The sequence below is a fragment of the Streptomyces sp. NPDC088400 genome (assembly GCF_044753355.1).
Lineage (GTDB): Bacteria > Actinomycetota > Actinomycetes > Streptomycetales > Streptomycetaceae > Streptomyces.
Genome location: NZ_JBIVMZ010000012.1, coordinates 188,693 through 204,562, shown reverse-complemented (window position 1 = coordinate 204,562; position 15,870 = coordinate 188,693). Strand labels below are relative to the sequence as shown.

12 protein-coding genes are annotated in these 15,870 nt (G+C 69.4%); 10 read left to right on the top strand and 2 right to left on the bottom strand.

Translation table 11 applies throughout. The features are described from left to right. Positions 1–13: 13 nt before the first annotated feature. The 3 genes from ACIQD6_RS27830 (at position 14) to ACIQD6_RS27820 (ending at position 4,273) form a co-directional block, all read left to right on the top strand. Positions 14–1,321, top strand: a complete 1,308-nt coding sequence (locus ACIQD6_RS27830; RefSeq protein WP_401887328.1) for an aldehyde dehydrogenase family protein — start codon at positions 14–16, stop codon at positions 1,319–1,321. Positions 1,322–1,765: 444 nt separating this feature from the next. Beyond that, entirely contained in the window at positions 1,766–2,716 is a 951-nt protein-coding gene (locus tag ACIQD6_RS27825) for a phosphoglycerate dehydrogenase (protein ID WP_401887325.1), read from the top strand. A 117-nt stretch (positions 2,717–2,833) separates the two neighbouring features. After that, on the top strand, positions 2,834–4,273 hold the full coding sequence (locus tag ACIQD6_RS27820; RefSeq protein WP_401887323.1) for an Nramp family divalent metal transporter: 1,440 nt from the start codon (positions 2,834–2,836) through the stop codon (positions 4,271–4,273). Positions 4,274–4,422: 149 nt separating this feature from the next. Here ACIQD6_RS27820 and ACIQD6_RS27815 read toward each other — a convergent pair whose 3' ends face one another. Next, positions 4,423–5,229: a pectate lyase gene (locus ACIQD6_RS27815; protein ID WP_401887321.1), complete on the bottom strand. Its 807-nt coding sequence runs from the start codon at positions 5,227–5,229 to the stop codon at positions 4,423–4,425. Between the two features lie 80 nt (positions 5,230–5,309). Further along, positions 5,310–7,124, bottom strand: a complete 1,815-nt coding sequence (locus ACIQD6_RS27810) for a rhamnogalacturonan lyase (protein WP_401887523.1) — start codon at positions 7,122–7,124, stop codon at positions 5,310–5,312. Between the two features lie 387 nt (positions 7,125–7,511). Here ACIQD6_RS27810 and ACIQD6_RS27805 point away from each other — a divergent pair, with 387 nt between their 5' ends. From ACIQD6_RS27805 to ACIQD6_RS27775, 7 genes are all read left to right on the top strand, one after another. Then, positions 7,512–8,045: a hypothetical protein gene (locus tag ACIQD6_RS27805; RefSeq protein WP_401887319.1), complete on the top strand. Its 534-nt coding sequence runs from the start codon at positions 7,512–7,514 to the stop codon at positions 8,043–8,045. 564 nt (positions 8,046–8,609) lie between these two features. Further along, a complete protein-coding gene (locus tag ACIQD6_RS27800; RefSeq protein ID WP_401887316.1) occupies positions 8,610–9,536 on the top strand; it encodes a glycosyltransferase family 2 protein in 927 nt (308 codons plus the stop codon). After that, entirely contained in the window at positions 9,536–10,906 is a 1,371-nt protein-coding gene (locus ACIQD6_RS27795) for an NAD(P)/FAD-dependent oxidoreductase (RefSeq protein WP_401887314.1), read from the top strand. Before ACIQD6_RS27800 ends, ACIQD6_RS27795 begins: the two co-directional genes overlap by 1 nt. Then, positions 10,899–12,317 carry an aspartate aminotransferase family protein gene (locus tag ACIQD6_RS27790; RefSeq protein ID WP_401887311.1) on the top strand — a complete coding sequence of 473 codons (1,419 nt, stop codon included), beginning with the start codon at positions 10,899–10,901 and terminating at the stop codon, positions 12,315–12,317. Before ACIQD6_RS27795 ends, ACIQD6_RS27790 begins: the two co-directional genes overlap by 8 nt. Then, positions 12,317–12,838, top strand: a complete 522-nt coding sequence (locus tag ACIQD6_RS27785; RefSeq protein WP_401887309.1) for a hypothetical protein — start codon at positions 12,317–12,319, stop codon at positions 12,836–12,838. The genes ACIQD6_RS27790 and ACIQD6_RS27785 overlap by 1 nt, the downstream gene beginning before the upstream one ends. Further along, a complete protein-coding gene (locus ACIQD6_RS27780) occupies positions 12,835–14,352 on the top strand; it encodes an FAD-dependent oxidoreductase (protein WP_401887307.1) in 1,518 nt (505 codons plus the stop codon). Before ACIQD6_RS27785 ends, ACIQD6_RS27780 begins: the two co-directional genes overlap by 4 nt. A 93-nt stretch (positions 14,353–14,445) precedes the next feature. Continuing rightward, positions 14,446–15,795 carry an MFS transporter gene (locus tag ACIQD6_RS27775; RefSeq protein ID WP_401887304.1) on the top strand — a complete coding sequence of 450 codons (1,350 nt, stop codon included), beginning with the start codon at positions 14,446–14,448 and terminating at the stop codon, positions 15,793–15,795. Positions 15,796–15,870 lie beyond the last annotated feature (75 nt).

The window sequence follows — 15,870 nt, the reverse complement described above, 5'->3', positions numbered from 1 at the left end:
AAGGAGCAGGACCATGACCCCCGCCATCCCCGCCGCCGTCGCGCGGCTGCGCGCGACCTTCAACACCGGCCGGACCAAGCCGCTTTCCTGGCGGCTCGGACAGCTCGAAGCGTTGCGCCGGCTGCTCACCGAGAAGAGCGAGGAACTCCAGGCGGCCCTCCTCGCGGACCTGGGCAAGAACCCGGCCGAGGCGTACCGCGCCGAGATCGGGTTCACCCTCAACGAGCTCGACCACACGGTCGCGCACCTGGAGGAGTGGCTGCGGCCCAGGCCCGCCGCCGTCCCGGACGCCTTCCTTCCCGCCGGGGCCCAGGTGGTACGGGACCCCCTGGGCGTGGTGCTGATCATCGGCCCGTGGAACTACCCCGTACAGCTCGTCCTCGCTCCGCTGGTGGGCGCGCTCGCGTCGGGCAACACCGTCGTCATCAAGCCCAGCGAGCTCGCGCCGGCGACCTCCGCCGTGCTCGCCGAGCTGGTGCCGGGGTACCTCGACAACGACGCGGTCGCCGTGGTGGAAGGCGCGATCCCGGAGACCACCACCCTGCTGGAACAGCGCTTCGACCATATCTTCTACACCGGCAGCGGCAATGTCGGACGCATCGTCATGACCGCCGCCGCCAAGCACCTCACCCCGGTCACCCTGGAACTCGGCGGCAAGAGCCCGGTCGTGGTCGAGCCGGGCGCGGACCTGGCGGTCACCGCGCGGCGGATCGCGCGCGGGAAGTTCGCCAACGCGGGTCAGACCTGTGTCGCTCCCGACTATGTCCTCGCCATCGGTGACACGGCGTCGGAGCTGGAGCCACACCTGGCCGCCGCCGTCCACGAGTTGTACGGGGAGGACCCGGCGGGCAACCCGAACTACGGAAAGATCGTCAACGAGCGGAACTTCGACCGGCTGGCCCCGTTCCTCGGCGACGGACGCGTCGTCCTCGGCGGTGGCCATGACCGGGCCACCCGCCACATCGACCCGACCGTACTGGCGGACGTCTCGCCGGACGCTCCCGTGATGAGCGAGGAGATCTTCGGGCCCGTCCTGCCGATCGTCTCCGTACCGGACCTCGACGCGGCGATCGCGTTCATCAACGACCGTGACAAGCCCCTGGCGTTGTACGCGTTCACCGAGACCGAGGAGACCAAGCGGCGGCTGACGGGGGAGACCTCCTCCGGCGCGCTCACCTTCGGGCTCCCCGTGTCTCATCTGGCCATGCCCGAGCTGCCGTTCGGCGGAGTCGGCGCGAGCGGCATGGGGCGGTACCACGGTGAGTACTCGATCGACACCTTCAGTCACGCGAAGGCGGTCGTCGACAAGCCGCTGAACTGATCCTTCGGCCGGGGCGCGGCCGCCGCGCCGCGCCCGTGCCGCTTCAGTCCTCTCTTCTTTCTCCGCGATCCGCTTCTCCGTGAACCGTCTTCCTGCGCGATCCACTTTCTGCGCGATCCGCGCAATCTCCTGTGGTGTGACGGTCCCGAGCAGGGTGAACCGAGCCCAGGGTATGCCGGGAAGCAGCCATGCATGGCGTGCGCACATGCCGGTAAGCGGACGGTCTCGGCAGTCGGCGACGATAAAGACTGCGCACAACGCGCGCGACCTCTTGCGCACTGCACGCAAGCGTGTCATCTTTTCGGCGCGACATCTTTCTGGCCGTTCAGCCTTCAAGGCCCCTCAGCCATCAAGGCCCTCAACCCTTCCTGCCGAGTACCTCCGCCGAGCACCTCGCCCTGTACCTCCGCCCGATCCCGCCCCGGCGGACCAGGAGACCCCCGTATGAGCACCACTCTCATCACCACTCCCACCTTCGCGCGCTTCTCCCGCGAGCCCTGGGAACTCCTCGAACAGGCCGGGGCGGGCCCGTCGCGGCCGTACGAGGACGCGGCCCTGCCCGGCGGCGAACTGCTGGAGCGGGTCGCGGACGCCGACGCGCTGGTCGTCGGCATGGATCTGATCACCGCCGAGATCATCGACGCCGGGGCCCGGCTCAAGGTCATCGCCAAGCACGGGGTCGGCGTCGACACCATCGACCTGGCCGCGGCCCACGCTCGCGGCATCCCTGTCGTCTGCGCGCCCGGCAGCAACTCCCGCGCCGTCGCCGAGTTCACGTTCGGCCTGATCCTGGATGCCTCCCGCCGTATCACCGCCTCGCATCAGCGGGTCTCCGACGGGGACTGGCCGAAGCTGTTCGGGCCGGAACTCGCCGGAAAGACCCTGGCCGTCATCGGCTTCGGCCGCATCGGCCGGCTCCTCACCGGTTACGCGCTGGCCTTCGGCATGACGGTGCTCGCCCACGACCCGTACGTCGGCGACGAGGACATCGCCGCTCAGGGCGCGCGGCCCGGCGGCCTCGACGACTGCCTCGCACAGGCGGACATCGTCAGCCTGCACCTGCCCGCGGACCCCGGCTCCGGCCCGCTCCTGCACCGTGGCCGCCTCGCGTCGATGAAGCCCGGCGCGCTCCTGGTCAACGCCGCGCGTGGTGGTCTCGTGGACGAGGAGGCGCTCGCCGGTCTGCTCAAGGACGGCCATCTCGGCGGGGCCGCACTCGACGCGTTCGCCCAAGAGCCCCTGGGTGACAGCCCGTTGCGTACCGCGCCGAACGTCCTGCTCACCTCGCACATGGCGGCGTGCAGTCACGAAGCCAACCGGGCCATGGGCGTCATGATCGCCGAGGACGTCGTACGGGTCCTGGCGGGGGAGTCTCCGCTGCGCCCGGCCCGCTGACCCTTCCCTCATCTCTCTTCCCCTCAACTCCCTTCCCTCTCAACCGCCGTTCCGACCGTTCCACTCCTTTCTGTTCCCGTGTCCGGCAACGATGCCGGGCGAACCCAAGGATCTGTCATGCCGAAAATGACGACACGGACGATGCCGGGAACCCCGGCCGCGCCCGCCGTGCCGGCCGACCCGTACGCGCTGCGCGCCGAAGACGTCCGCGAAGCACCGACCGCCTTCGCCGGGCGGTTGCGCCACCTCGGCCCCGGGTTCGTCCTGTCGGCCGCCGTGGTCGGGTCCGGCGAACTGATCGTCACCACATCGCTCGGCGCCAGGGCCGGTTTCGCCCTGCTCTGGCTGGTGATCATCAGCACCGGGGTGAAGGTCTGGGTCCAGATGGAGCTGGCCCGCTGGACCATCCTCAACGGCCGTACCGCGCTGGAGGGTTACCGCGAGATAGGTCCCCGCATCGGGCCCGTGAGCTGGATCAACTGGCTCTGGATCGGCATGGACTTCGCCAAGATGTTCCAGCGCGGCGGCATCATCGGCGGCACCGCCGCCGCCTGCTCCATCCTGTGGCCGATCACCGGCGAGGCACTGAGCTTCCGGTCGCTGGCCGTGTGGGCCGTACTCGTCACCGCGCTCGCGATCGCCCTGCTGGGCACCAACAAGTACGGCATGGTGGAACGCCTCTGCGTCGCCTCGGTCGTCATCTTCACCCTCGTGACCGTGGGACTCGCGCTCGGCCTCCCGCTGACCGAATTCGGCTACGGAACCGGCGAGTTGGGCGAGGGGCTCAGCTTCCTCATCCCGGCCGGCACCGCCGGAGTCGCCCTCGCCATGTTCGGCATCACGGGGGTCGGCGCCGACGAGATGACGACGTACACGTACTGGTGCCTGGAGAAGGGCTACGCCCGCTGGACCGGCCCGGACGACGGCACCGAGGACCGGGCGCGCCGGGCCGAGGGCTGGCTGAAAGTGATGCGCCTCGATGTCGCGGCGGGCTGGCTGATCTGCACGCTGTGCACCCTCTCCTTCTACGTCATCGGCGCCGCCGTACTGAACCCGCAGAAGCTGGTGCCAGAAGGCAACTCGATGATCAGCACACTGTCGCGCATCTACACCGACACCATGGGCCCCTGGGCCGAGTACGTGTTCCTCGTCGGCGCCATCACGGTCCTCTTCTCGACACTCATCGGCTCCACCGCGAGTGTGCCGCGCTTGTGGACCAACACCCTCGGGATGCTCGGGGTCGTCGACTGGAAAGACGTGCGGGCCCGCCGCCGTACGATCCAGATCCTCACGTACTGCCTGCCCACCGTCTGGGCCTCGCTCTTCCTCTTCGTACAGTCGCCCGTCCTGATGGTGCAGGTCGGCGGACTCGGCGGCGGGGTCTTCCTGCTCGCGGTGGTGATCGCCGCGTGGCGGCTGCGGGCCACCGGAGTGGAGCGGCGCTTCCGCGGCAGCGTCTGGCTGACGGTGGCGCTCGGCGTCAGCAGCGCGGCCATCGTGTTCCTCGGTGTGTACGGGATCCTCGAAGTCTTCGGTGTCAGCCTCACCGGATCCTGAACCGCCCCTGGTACCGCACTCCTTGTACCGATTCCTTGTACCGACGTACCGACTCCTTGTACCGACTCCTTGAAAACGGTGCGCGCCGCGCCCGCCCCGCCCCTGACGGGCGAGGCGGACGCGGCGCGCGCGTGTGGAGCGTTACCGGCTCACCTGTAGGTGAGGTCCGAGGCCGCGTACTTGCAGTACGTGCTGTCGGGTCCGGTGCCGTTCTTCGTCGGCTCCGCACCGGTGTTGTTCCCGATGTACTTCTGACAGGGCACGATCTTCTTGCTGCTGTCCCCGACGATGGTGATACCGCGCAGGGTCAGCGAGTCGCCGTAGTTGGTGTTGATCCCGCCGATGACACTGCCCGGCGCGATGATCTCCGTGTTGGTCACATTGATCGTGCGCTTGTACTGGCTGGAGCAGTTGCCGCAGGAGCGGACGAAAGTCTTGAAGTCCTGGCCCGAGAAGTTGGAGATGTTCAGGGTGCCGCCGCCGTTGAACTGGAAGATCTTGTCCGCGGCCTTGCGGGCGCCACCACCGACGATGTTGAACGTCTTGCCCGTGCCCCGGAAGGTGGCCGCGTCCTCGCCGACGTCCTCCCACCACACGTTCTGGAGCGTGCAGCTGCCGGCGCAGTGGATACCGTCGGCGGCGGGGGCGCCGAGGATCACGTTCTTCAGAGTCGCGCCGTCCGCGAGCTGGAAGATCGGGTCCTGGCCCTCGCCCTGACCGTCGCCGCCGAGGTCGCCCGTGCCGTAGTAGCGCTTCATGCCACCGTCGACGGAACCACTGATGCTCTTGGTGGCGCCGACAGCCTCGCTGCCGTTGGCGGACGGCCAGGTGGCGGCCTCGGCGGTGGACAGGTTCAGGCCGGAGGGGAGTGCGCCGAGAGTGAGGGCGATGGCACCGATGCCGCCGGCGATCACCCGGCGCCTTCGCTTGAGGTTCTTGCCCTTGATGTCGGTCATTTGGGGGTGGCTCCTTGTGATTCGAGGGTGGGAACTACGTGATTCAGAGGGAACGTTCGAGAGGGAACGTTCGAGGGGAGCTACGGGGTGGTGATGGTCGGTCGCGGCGGCGTGGGCATCTTGTCGCCGATGAAGAAACTGGGGTGCGGGGGCTGGTTGTAGGCGGTGTTCTGCCAGGCCAGCGCCGTCCGGTACTGCCGGTCGTGCAGCAGCGTGGTGATCTTCCGGTCGGTCAGGTGGGGCGTCGAGTAGATGCGCAGCGCCGTGTTGCCGGTGGTGGGCCAGATGACCTCTTCGCGCCAGTCACCGAGGATGTCGCCGGAGAGCGAGGGGGTGGCCTTGGTGCCGTTGTTGGAGTGCACCCCGGACGCGGTGAGCAGCCGGCTGTCCGAGGCGGTGCCGTACTTGTCGATACGGGTGCCGTCGAGCAGCTCGCGCACCGGGTCGCCGTCCCACCAGGACAGGAAGTTCATCGAGGACGGTTTGCGGCCCTTGGTGGCGCCGGACTTGTCGCGTATGGAGCCGTCGGCCGCCGACCACATCTCGGCGCCGTCGTTGCCCGCCCAGATGTCAGCCGCCACGCCGCGGCCGTTGTCGCCGCTCGCCGCCGTCTGCCACAGGACCTGGCCGGTCCTGGCATCGGCGAAGTAGGAGGACGGCTTGGACGAATCCTCGTCGACCTTGAAGTATTCGAGACCGGGCCGGGACGGGTCGAGGTCGCCCAGGTGGGCGGCGTCGCCATGGCCGTTCTTCGTCGTCCACAGACCGGAGCCGTTGTCGTCCACGGCCATCGAGCCGTAGACGATCTCGTCCCGGCCGTCGCCGTCCACGTCACCGATGCTCAGGGCGTGGTTGCCCTGGCCGTCGTAGCCCTTGCCGCTGTTCGTGGAACTGTTGGTGTCGAATGTCCACTTGCGGGTGAGCTGGCCACCGGTGAAGTCCCAGGCGGAGATGACCGTACGGGTGTAGTAGCCCCGCGCCATGATCAGCGACGGCTTGTTGCCGTCCAGGTAGGCGGTCCCGGCAAGGAAGCGGTCCACACGGTTGCCGTACGAGTCGCCCCAGGAGGAGACCGTACCGCGCGCCGGCACATAGTCGACGGTGCTGCGCACGGCGCCCGTCTGTCCGTTGAACACCGTCAGGAACTCGGGGCCGCTGAGTACGTAACCGGAGGAATTACGGTAGTCGGCGGAGGCGTTGCCGATCGCCTTGCCCGTGCCGTCGACCGTCCCGTCGGCGGTCTTCATCGCGACCTCGGACTTGCCGTCACCGTCGTAGTCGAAGACCTGGAACTGCGTGTAGTGCGCGCCGGAGCGGATGTTGCGGCCCAGGTCGATCCGCCACAGCCGCTGGCCCTGGAGGGTGTAGCCGTCGACGATGGTGTTACCGGTCGTCCCGGACTGCGAGTTGTCCTTGGCGTTGGTGGGCTGCCACTTCAGGACGATGTCGAGGTCGCCGTCCCCGTCGAGGTCGCCGACGGAGGCGTCGTTCGCCTCGTACGTGTAGTCCGAGCCGGCCGCCGGGGCCGAGATCGGCACATCGAGGTAGCCGGCGCGGAACTGGATCGCGCTGGGTGAGGCGGCCTGTTCCGTACCGTTCACCACCGCGCGCACCGTGTAGTCGGCGGAGTTCGGCGCGTCCTTGTGCAGATAGTTGGCGGTGGTGATCGGCTCGGTGTTGACCTTGGCGGAGCCGCGGTAGAGGTTGAAGGTGACGTTGCTCGCGTCCGTGGCCAGCCAGCGCCAACTGACCAGGTTGTCATTGCCCGTGTGGACACTGACCAGGCCGCGGTCGAGCCGCTCCAGCTGCGCGGCGGCCACCGCACGCTCTCCGGACCGCGCCGCGGCCGTCTCCGTGCGATCCCCGGGCTGCGCCGAGCCGGACGCCGCCGTCATCAGGCCGGCGACGACCGCGCAGGCCGTCGCGAGCAGGCCCAGCGCCCCGCCAAGGACGCGCGGGCGCCCGGGTCTTGGCGGGCGCCCGGGGGCCGCCTCGTACGAACTGACGTTGAACCGCACGGAATCCTCCAGGGGTGGGGGGGAATTGAGACCCTGCGCCCCCTAGTCGCCGCCCGCACGGGAAAGGTTGCCGTGCGCGGCACGAGTTTTTCGCGGGCGCCCGGCAGCCTCGTGCAGATGCTCGACTCCCGTGCGGCGCACCGTCGGAGACCGGCCGGATACGGGCTCCGGCGGGTGGGGTGTTGCCCCGGGGGTATGTCACGTATGTCAGGCCGGACCGGTGCCGCGACCGGGCAAACATCGCCGGGAGGGGACAGGAAACCGGTGGCGACGTGGGTATCGCGGCGGAGGGCGGCGGTCATCCTGGGCCAGGAGAGGGTCGGTATCAGCGTCGCGCACAGACGGGTGAACGACTGTCACGGCACCGAATCGCCGTACTGGGCGCAGGAGCAGGTGGTGACGGTCGATTCCGCTCGCCGGCAGCGTGTCGCCGTATGGTGCGGTCTCTGCTCCCGGGAGATACGGGTCATGGTGCGGGGAAGCGAGAACCGGCGGCGTGAATTCGCGCGTCGACAGGCCGCGTGGGTGTTCCCGGCTGCTCCCTCGGGAAGGCGGCACATCGCGTACGGGGCCCGGTTGACCGCCTGGTTGTGGCTGTCCGCGTGCGTGGTGGGGATCGCCCTGCCGGCCGGGGCGTCGGCCAGTCTCGTGGCGGGGCTCGCGGTGGCGGCGGCTCTGATGGGCGGCACCCTCATTCCGATGGATTCGCTGTACGAGCCCGTGAGTCCGGGCCGGCCCGACATCGCGGACCTGCCGAACGATCCGCCGCACTGCCAGATTCGGGCGCGCTACCTCTAGTGCACCTACCGGTAACCCGGGATGATATTCCGATAAGAGGGCGTGATGTCGGTGAATTGGTCCGATGTGGCCCGATGTCTTTCCCGGCGTCGGCTTCGGTTTCCGGTCCGACCGCTCAGCAAACATGAAATGTTCCCGCTCTATTGATTTCGGTCATAAAGGCCGGGGAGCAGGCGTGTGCGTTCCGTCGGCCCGGCGGGCGCGAAGTCATGGGGTGGAACGCCTGATTCCGTCGGCTGGAACCAGTTGTTGTCACGCACGGGCCGATCCCGGCGCTGGATGGGTCGTCGCAGATCTGCGGCCGGTCGGCCCGCGGCGCCCGGGTCCGGAGCGACCGAGGACGATTGTCTCGATTGCTGGGGGTGGGTTGACAGAGAATCCGGGCGTGGGTGAAGCTCCGAAATGAAACACGATCAGCGAAATAAATGCGACAGAGCGGCGATCTGTTGGCGCCGACTCATTCGTATGATCCGAGGAAACGAGCCATCCTCCGCACCATCGTTAATTGGGAGAGGCCACGTGTCCGTCAGTCAGGTGTACGCACGAAAGAATGATTCGTATCTGGTGAGCATCGTCCTGCCCTGCTACAACGAGGAGGCCGTGCTCCGGGAAACTCACTCCAGGCTCATAGGTGTCATCGGCTCCGACCGGAGCGCGGAATACGAAGTGCTGTATGTGGACGACGGCAGCGTGGACGGCACCTGGTCGGTCATCCAGGAGTTCGTGGCGCGGGAACCGTCCGTGCGCGCGCTGCGGTTCGGCCGTAACTTCGGCCACCAGGCAGGCTGCCTGGCCGGCCTGCGAGAAGCGGTGGGGGACGCGGTCGTCCTCATCGACGCGGATCTTCAGGACCCTCCTGAACTGATCCCGGAGATGGTCTCCTTATGGCGGCAGGGCTGGCCCGTCGTCTCCGCCAGACGCAGTGGACGAGAGGGAGAGAGCTACTTCAAAAAGCTGTCCGCATTTGCTTATTACCGCATCTTGAAAGCGATGTCCGATCACCCGGTCGCGCTGGACACGGGGGATTTCAGGCTGCTCGACAGGAACGTGGTCGATCTGCTGACGGGGCTCGGTGACAACGAACTCTTCCTCCGCGGCGCGATCAGCTGGGCAGGATTTCCGGAGACGGCCGTGGAGTATCAGCGCGGATCGCGGGCCTCGGGAGAGTCGAAATACACGCTCCGCAAGATGCTGGCGCTGTCCCGGCGCGGCATCATCTCCGGTTCGGCCGCACCGCTCCGGGCCCCCGCCTATCTGGGCCTCGCCTCGCTGGCCGGTGCCGGCGGCATCGCCGTCTCGCGCCGTGACCCCAAGGCGGCGCTGACAGCGGCCATGTTCGGGATCCAGACCCTGGCGATCGGGGTCCTGGGGGAGTACATGCGCGGTGTGTTCCGGCACGTGGAGGACCGCCCCGCTTATGTGATCAGCGAACGGACCTCCAGCCCGGTGGCGGATTCGTCCCCGGTACCGGCCGTCGAGGAGGTGGCGTGATGAGCGCGGCGGAGGAGCCCATCGACGTACTGGTCGTCGGGGCCGGATTCACCGGCCTCGCCGCCGCGTTGGAGCTGGCCTCGAAGGGGATCAGCTGCCGCGTACTGGAGCGGGAGAGCGAGGTGGGCGGCCTCGCGGGAAGCTTCGACGTCGGAGGACGGCGGCTGGAGCGCTTCTACCACCACTGGTTCGCCTCGGACGACGACATGCTGGAACTCTGCGCGGAGCTGGGCGTCTCCGACCTGATGGAGCCGCACCTCACCCGCACCGGAATGTATTACGCGAACTCCGTCTACCGGCTGTCCAAGCCGATCGACGTACTGCGCTTCGCGCCACTGTCGCTCCTCGACCGCCTGCGGCTCGGCCTGATGGCGCTGCGCGCGGGCCGGGTACGGAACTGGCGCGAGCTGGAGTCCCGTACCGCCGAGGACTGGCTGGTCTCGCTGGGCGGTCGCAAGGTGTACGAGGTCGTCTGGCGGCCGTTGCTGGAAGGCAAGTTCGGCTCGTACGCGCCGCAGGTCGGGGCGACCTGGATGTGGACCAAACTGCATCTGCGCGGCGGCAGCCGGACGAAATCGGGCAGCGAGACGCTGTACTACCTGCGCGGCGGCAGCGAGGCGCTGCTGACGGCGCTGCGCAAGCGGCTGGCCGAACTGGGCGTGGACATCGTCACGGAGGCGCCGGCGGAGACCGTGCACGCCGGTCATGACGGCGTGTCAGGAGTCACCGCGGCCGGCCGGTTCCACCCCGCCCGCCAGGTGCTCGTCACCACCGCTCCGGCGCTGGCCGCCGGACTGCTGTCCGGACCGGAGGCCGGCCACCCGGCGGTCCCCGCGCTGAACCGGCAACTGCGGCAGGTGCCCTACCTGGCGAACGTGTGCCTGGTGCTGGAGAACAACCGCCGCCTGTCCGAGACGTACTGGCTGAACGTCAACGACCCGACCTTCCCCTACGTGGGCGTCATCGAACACACCAACATGGACGACCCCTCCCGCTACGGCGGGCGCCACGTGGTCTATCTGTCCAAATACCTGCCGACCGACGCCGAGTTGTACCGGATGACGGACGAGCAGGTCTTCGAATACAGCCTCCCCCACCTGCGTCGGATGTTCCCCGGTTTCGACAGGAGCTGGGTCGACGGCTATCACGTCTGGCGCGCGGAGTACGCCCAGCCGGTGATCACCCCCGGCTACACCAAGACCATGCCACCGCTGCGGACCCAGGTGCCGGGGCTCTACCTGGCCAGCATGGCGCAGGTCTTCCCCGAGGACCGTGGCACCAACTACGCGGTCAGGGACGGACGTTCGGCCGCGCGTCTCATCGCCGACCGGCTGCGCCACCTCTCCGCCGACGAGGTGGACCATGGCTGACCTGATCACACTGGACGAGTGCGAGGCCCTCGGCATCGACCGGGTCCACGAGCTGTACCGCGACCATGTCAGCCGCAGCCAGGTCTCGCTCATCGGGTCCTTCGGCTTCGGCCGGGACCTGGTGGATCACGCGGAGGGAGCCTGGATCCACCTGCGGGACGGCCGTCGGATCCTGGACTTCACCGGGGGCGTGGGGGTGCTGAACCACGGGCACAACCACCCGCGCATCCTCGCCGTACGCGAACGCTTCCAGCGGGAGCGGCGGATGGAGGTGCACAAGAACTTCTTCTCCCCCTACGTGGCCGCCCTGAGCCACAACCTCGCGACCCTGCTGCCCGGGGACCTGAACATCAGCTACTTCCCCAACTCCGGCGGCGAGGCGGTCGAAGGGGCCGTCAAACTCGCGTACAAGTATCACGCCGGGCACCGGGGGACGATCCTCCACACGGACATCGCGTTCCACGGCAAACTGCTGGGCGCCGGCAGCCTGACCGCCTCGCCCGAGATCCACTTCCCCTTCCCGCGGATACCCGGAACCGACGCGTTCGCCTACGGGGATCTCGACTCCTTCGCCCTCGCCCTGGAGCGGCACCGGGGATCCGACGGGACCAGCGATGTGTACGCGGTCGTCCTGGAACCCTTCAGCGCGTCCAGCCTGCGGGAGTGCTCGCCGGAATTCCTGCGGGAGATACGGCGGATCTGCACCGAACTGGACATCGTGCTGATCTTCGACGAGGTGTACACCGGCTGGGGCAAGACCGGAGAACTGTTCCACTTCATGCGCCACCCCGGTCTGCTCCCCGACGTGGTGGCCATGTCGAAATCCTTCGGCGGGGGCAAGGCGTCCATCTCCGGCTATGTGGCCCGGGAACCGGTCTTCCGCAAGGCGTACGACAACCTCGGCGACGCCACCCTGCACAGCACCACGTACTACGGCTTCGGCGAGGAGACCGCCACCGCGCTGGAGGCCGTCGCCGTCGCGGTGGAGGAGGACTTCCCCGGCCGGGCCCGTCGGCTGGGCGAACAACTCGAAGCCGGGCTCGCCGACATCGCGGCCCGCCATCCACGGCTGGTGGCCGGTACCCGGGGCCGGGGCGCGCTGCACGGCGTGTTCCTCAACCAGGGGCCCGGGATTCCCGACCGGATCAGGGCGGCCCTGCCGACAGCCCTCGCCAAGGACCCTCAGGCAGTGTCCAAGCTGCTCACGGGAGCCGTGGTCGCCGCGCTGTACCGGGAACACGGCGTGCTGACCTTCTTCGGTTCCAACCGGCGGATCGCCCTGATCGCCTCGCCGCCGCTGGTCGCCGGGCCCGCGGAGACGGACATCTTCCTGACCGCGCTGGACGCGGTGCTCAGCAAGGGCGCGGCCCGGCTCCTGGCCGGGTTCGTGAAGGAGAAGGTGACCGCCTGATGCGACTGACCCAGATGGCGCGCTCCCGCCCGGCACGGCCGACCGCGACCTCACCCACGTTTCCGACGCACGGAGGGGCGCTGCGGGCGAGCGGTCTGCCCGCTTACTGGGCGCGCCAGTACAGCTGCCTGCGCGATCCGGAGGCGGCCGCCGCGGCAGAAACCCATGTCAACAGCACTCTGAAAACCCTCCCGTTGCCGTACCGCCTGGGCTTCACGGTCGTACTGCGCCTGCTGCCCACGGTGTTCCGGCTCGTGACCGGGGCCCGCCTGGACCGCGCCTCGGCGCGGACGGGCCGCAAGGGGATGGCCCGGCTGGGGACCCTCCCCGGTTTCTCCGAGGTGGTACGCGCGAGCACCACACTGGCCCTGTACGGAGCACTGGACGGGCTGCCCGTACGGGAGAAGCCCGAGGGCGGCCCGCCGTTACGAAACGACGTGCCGCCGGTACGGGCGAACTCCGAGGGTGGGCCGCCGGTACGGGAGAAGCCACAGGACGGGCCGAAGAAGGGGGCCGCATGATCCGCGACCTCCTCCGGCGCGGCACCCGCACCCGGGACCTGCCCGTCCACGACTGCGACATCCTCGTCATCGGATCCGGCGCGGGCGGCGGCACCGCGGCTCTGGAACTGGCCGCGGCCGGGCGCCACGTCACGATCCTGGAGGAAGGCCCCCGGGTCGGCACGGCCGAACTGGCCGCCGCCACCCCCGCCGAGAACATGCGCCGGCTGTACCGGCAGGGCGGGCTCACGCCCATCTTCGGCCGCCCCACCATCGCGTACGGCGAGGGCCGCTGCGTCGGCGGGACCACCGTGGTCAACGGCGGCCTGTTCTGGGAACCGCCACCCGACCTGCTCGACGACTGGGCGACCACATCGGGCATCGACGGCTACCGGTCCCAGGACCTGGCCCCCCATCTCCAGCGCATCACCCGGCGCCTCGGCGTCATCACCCAGCAACACGGCGACGGCAACCGGGACTCGGAACTGCTCGCCGCCGGCGCGGACAAGCTCGGCTGGTCCTGGCAGCACGCGCGGCGTGCCGTACGGGGCTGCGCCCACCGCAACCGGTGCACCACCGGCTGCGTCAGCGGCGCCAAGCAGAGCATGGCGCTCAGCTACCTCCCCGAAGCCGAGGCACTCGGCGCCGAGATCGTCCCCGGGACGCGCGCCCTGCGGATCCAGCACGACGGCCGTGACGTACGGGGTGTCCTCACCGTCGACAGCCATGGACGGCGGTCGCTCTACCGGCCGCGCGCGCTCTTCGTGGCCGCGGGACCGCTCGGTACGCCGACGCTGCTGCAACGCAGCCGGATCCACCCGGACCGCGCGGGGCGCGAGATCGCCCTGCACGTCAACCTGCGTACGGTCGCCCGTTTCGACGAGGACGTCCGGGCCCGCGAGGGCACCATTTTCACCGCCCAGGTCCAGGAGTTCACGCACGGCGGTGTGCTGATGATGCCGTCCAACGTCACCCCGGGCGGCCTGGCCGCCGCCGTCGCCTCGCACGGGCCGGGCACCGTCGAGCGGCTGCTCGAACAGATCGACCGGCTGGGGGTGTTCACCACCCAGGTCCGGCCGGCCGGACACGCCCGTCTCAGCACCACTCCGCTGGGCGGCACGCTCCTGAGGCACGGTATGACGGCCGCCGACCACGCCGGACTCCGTACCGCCTTCCGCGACAGCGCACGCCTGCTGTTCGCCGCCGGGGCCGTGGAACTCGTCCCGCCGGTCGCCACGGCCGGACCGCTGCGCGACCTGCTCGACGTCGAGGAGTTCTGCGCCCGTGTCACCCCGGCGGACTGGGAGCTGGTGTCCGTACACGGCATGGCCTCCTGCCGCATGGGGCTCGCGGACCGGGGTGGTGTGTGCGACGGATTCGGCAGGCCCCACGGATTCCGGAACGTGCGGCTGTGCGACGCCAGTGTGCTGCCGGGCGGGACCGGTATCAGCCCGCAGGGGACGATCATGGCGTTCGCCCAGGAGATCGCCACCCGCTTCCTCGAAGGGGCCGGCAAGGACTCAACAGCCCACTGAACAGCCCCGCAAGGGAACCAGGAACCCTCGCCCCTCCTGTTCCCACCCTGTCCTCGTTCATCGCAGTTCCTCGCACTTCGAACCGGAGACTTCATGAGCAGAGCCCCTGACCGCCTGCGGAAAACAGCCGACAGCGAGCGGTTGTTCAGTCCGTCCGCCGTGGTCGCCTCCTGTGTGGGATTTGTCCTCATCGGCGCGCTCCAGTCGCTGTACGGACCCGCCATCCCCGCCTTGCGGAAGGACTTCGGCCTCTCGCCGTCCGGCGCGGGACTCGGCCTGAGCGCGCACTTCATCGGCGGCGTCGTCGGGGTGCTGGCCTTCGACCGGATCCAGGGCCGGGTCGGCAACCGGATGCTGCTCGGCACCTCCTACTCCCTCATGGCGGCCGGCAGCCTGACCTTCGCCCTCGCCCCCAACTGGCCACTGGCCCTCCTGGCGGCGCTGGTGACCGGCTTCGGCTTCGGCGGAATCGACTACGGGCTGAACCAGCTCTTCGCCATCGGCTTCGGACGCCGTAGCCCCGCCATGCTCAACATCCTCAACGCGCACTTCGGTATCGGCGCGATCGCCGGACCCGCGGTGATCGGCCTGCTCGGGGCGGACCATTATCCGGCGGTCTTCGCGGGCTTCGCCGTGCTCGCCGCGTCGCTGCTGTTCTCCCTGCGAGGGGTACGGGACCGGGAGGCCCCGCCCGGGGACGCGGCCGGAGGCACCACGGCGGGAACCGCCACCGGGGCGGCCCGGCCGGGCCCGTCCAGGATGCGCCGGACGGGACCGCTGCTGGGGGCCTTCGTCCTGCTGTACGTCTTCCATGTCGGGGTGGAGGCCGGCGTCGGCGGCTGGGAGCCCACGCACCTGGAGACGGTGGGCTACGGCACGGCGGTCGCCGCGTCCGCGACCTCCGTCTACTGGCTGATGATGACGGTGGGACGGTTCCTGGTCGCGCCGTTGACCCTGCGCTGGTCGGAGCCGGCGATCATCATCGTGAGCTGCGCGGGCATGACCGTATGCCTGCTGCTGGCCGTCGTTCCGGGGCTCGCGCCGTACGCGTACGCCGGTGTCGGCCTGTTCATCGCACCGATCTTCCCGACCGGACTGCCGTGGCTGAACCGGGCGGTTCCGGCCGCCCGGCGAGCGGGCGCCCTGGTCATCGCCGCGTCGATGGTGGGCGGTGTGGCGGCGGGACCGGCGCTCGGCAAGGCCATCGAACTGTCCGGCGTCCGGGCGGTGCCCGTCGTACTGGGCGTCCTGGCCGCGATCTGCCTGGTCACGACCTGGTGGCTGGCGCGGGTCACCCGGGGCGGCGGAGAAGTCCTGGTGGCCGCCTCTGCCCCGGCTTCGAGCCCCGCCCCGGCTTCGACTTCGGCTCTGGCTCCGGCCCCGGACCTGCCGCTGGAGACCGGACCGCGACCCGGGGCGGTGGCCGGAGAAAGGGACCTCTGACCGCGTGACACGGCGCTTCCCGATTCCGTACGGGCCCGGTTCACGGCCACGGATACGGATCGGGAAGTGCCGTCG

Excerpts from the sequence above, each read along its gene's own strand:
- ACIQD6_RS27830 (WP_401887328.1), top strand. The coding sequence starts at position 14 with ATGACCCCCGCCATCCCCGCCGCCGTCGCGCGGCTGCGCGCGACCTTC.
- ACIQD6_RS27825 (WP_401887325.1), top strand. The coding sequence starts at position 1,766 with ATGAGCACCACTCTCATCACCACTCCCACCTTCGCGCGCTTCTCCCGC.
- ACIQD6_RS27820 (WP_401887323.1), top strand. The coding sequence starts at position 2,834 with ATGCCGAAAATGACGACACGGACGATGCCGGGAACCCCGGCCGCGCCC.
- ACIQD6_RS27815 (WP_401887321.1), bottom strand. The coding sequence starts at position 5,229 with ATGACCGACATCAAGGGCAAGAACCTCAAGCGAAGGCGCCGGGTGATC.
- ACIQD6_RS27810 (WP_401887523.1), bottom strand. The coding sequence starts at position 7,124 with ATGACGGCGGCGTCCGGCTCGGCGCAGCCCGGGGATCGCACGGAGACG.
- ACIQD6_RS27795 (WP_401887314.1), top strand. The coding sequence starts at position 9,536 with ATGAGCGCGGCGGAGGAGCCCATCGACGTACTGGTCGTCGGGGCCGGA.
- ACIQD6_RS27790 (WP_401887311.1), top strand. The coding sequence starts at position 10,899 with ATGGCTGACCTGATCACACTGGACGAGTGCGAGGCCCTCGGCATCGAC.
- ACIQD6_RS27785 (WP_401887309.1), top strand. The coding sequence starts at position 12,317 with ATGCGACTGACCCAGATGGCGCGCTCCCGCCCGGCACGGCCGACCGCG.
- ACIQD6_RS27780 (WP_401887307.1), top strand. The coding sequence starts at position 12,835 with ATGATCCGCGACCTCCTCCGGCGCGGCACCCGCACCCGGGACCTGCCC.
- ACIQD6_RS27775 (WP_401887304.1), top strand. The coding sequence starts at position 14,446 with ATGAGCAGAGCCCCTGACCGCCTGCGGAAAACAGCCGACAGCGAGCGG.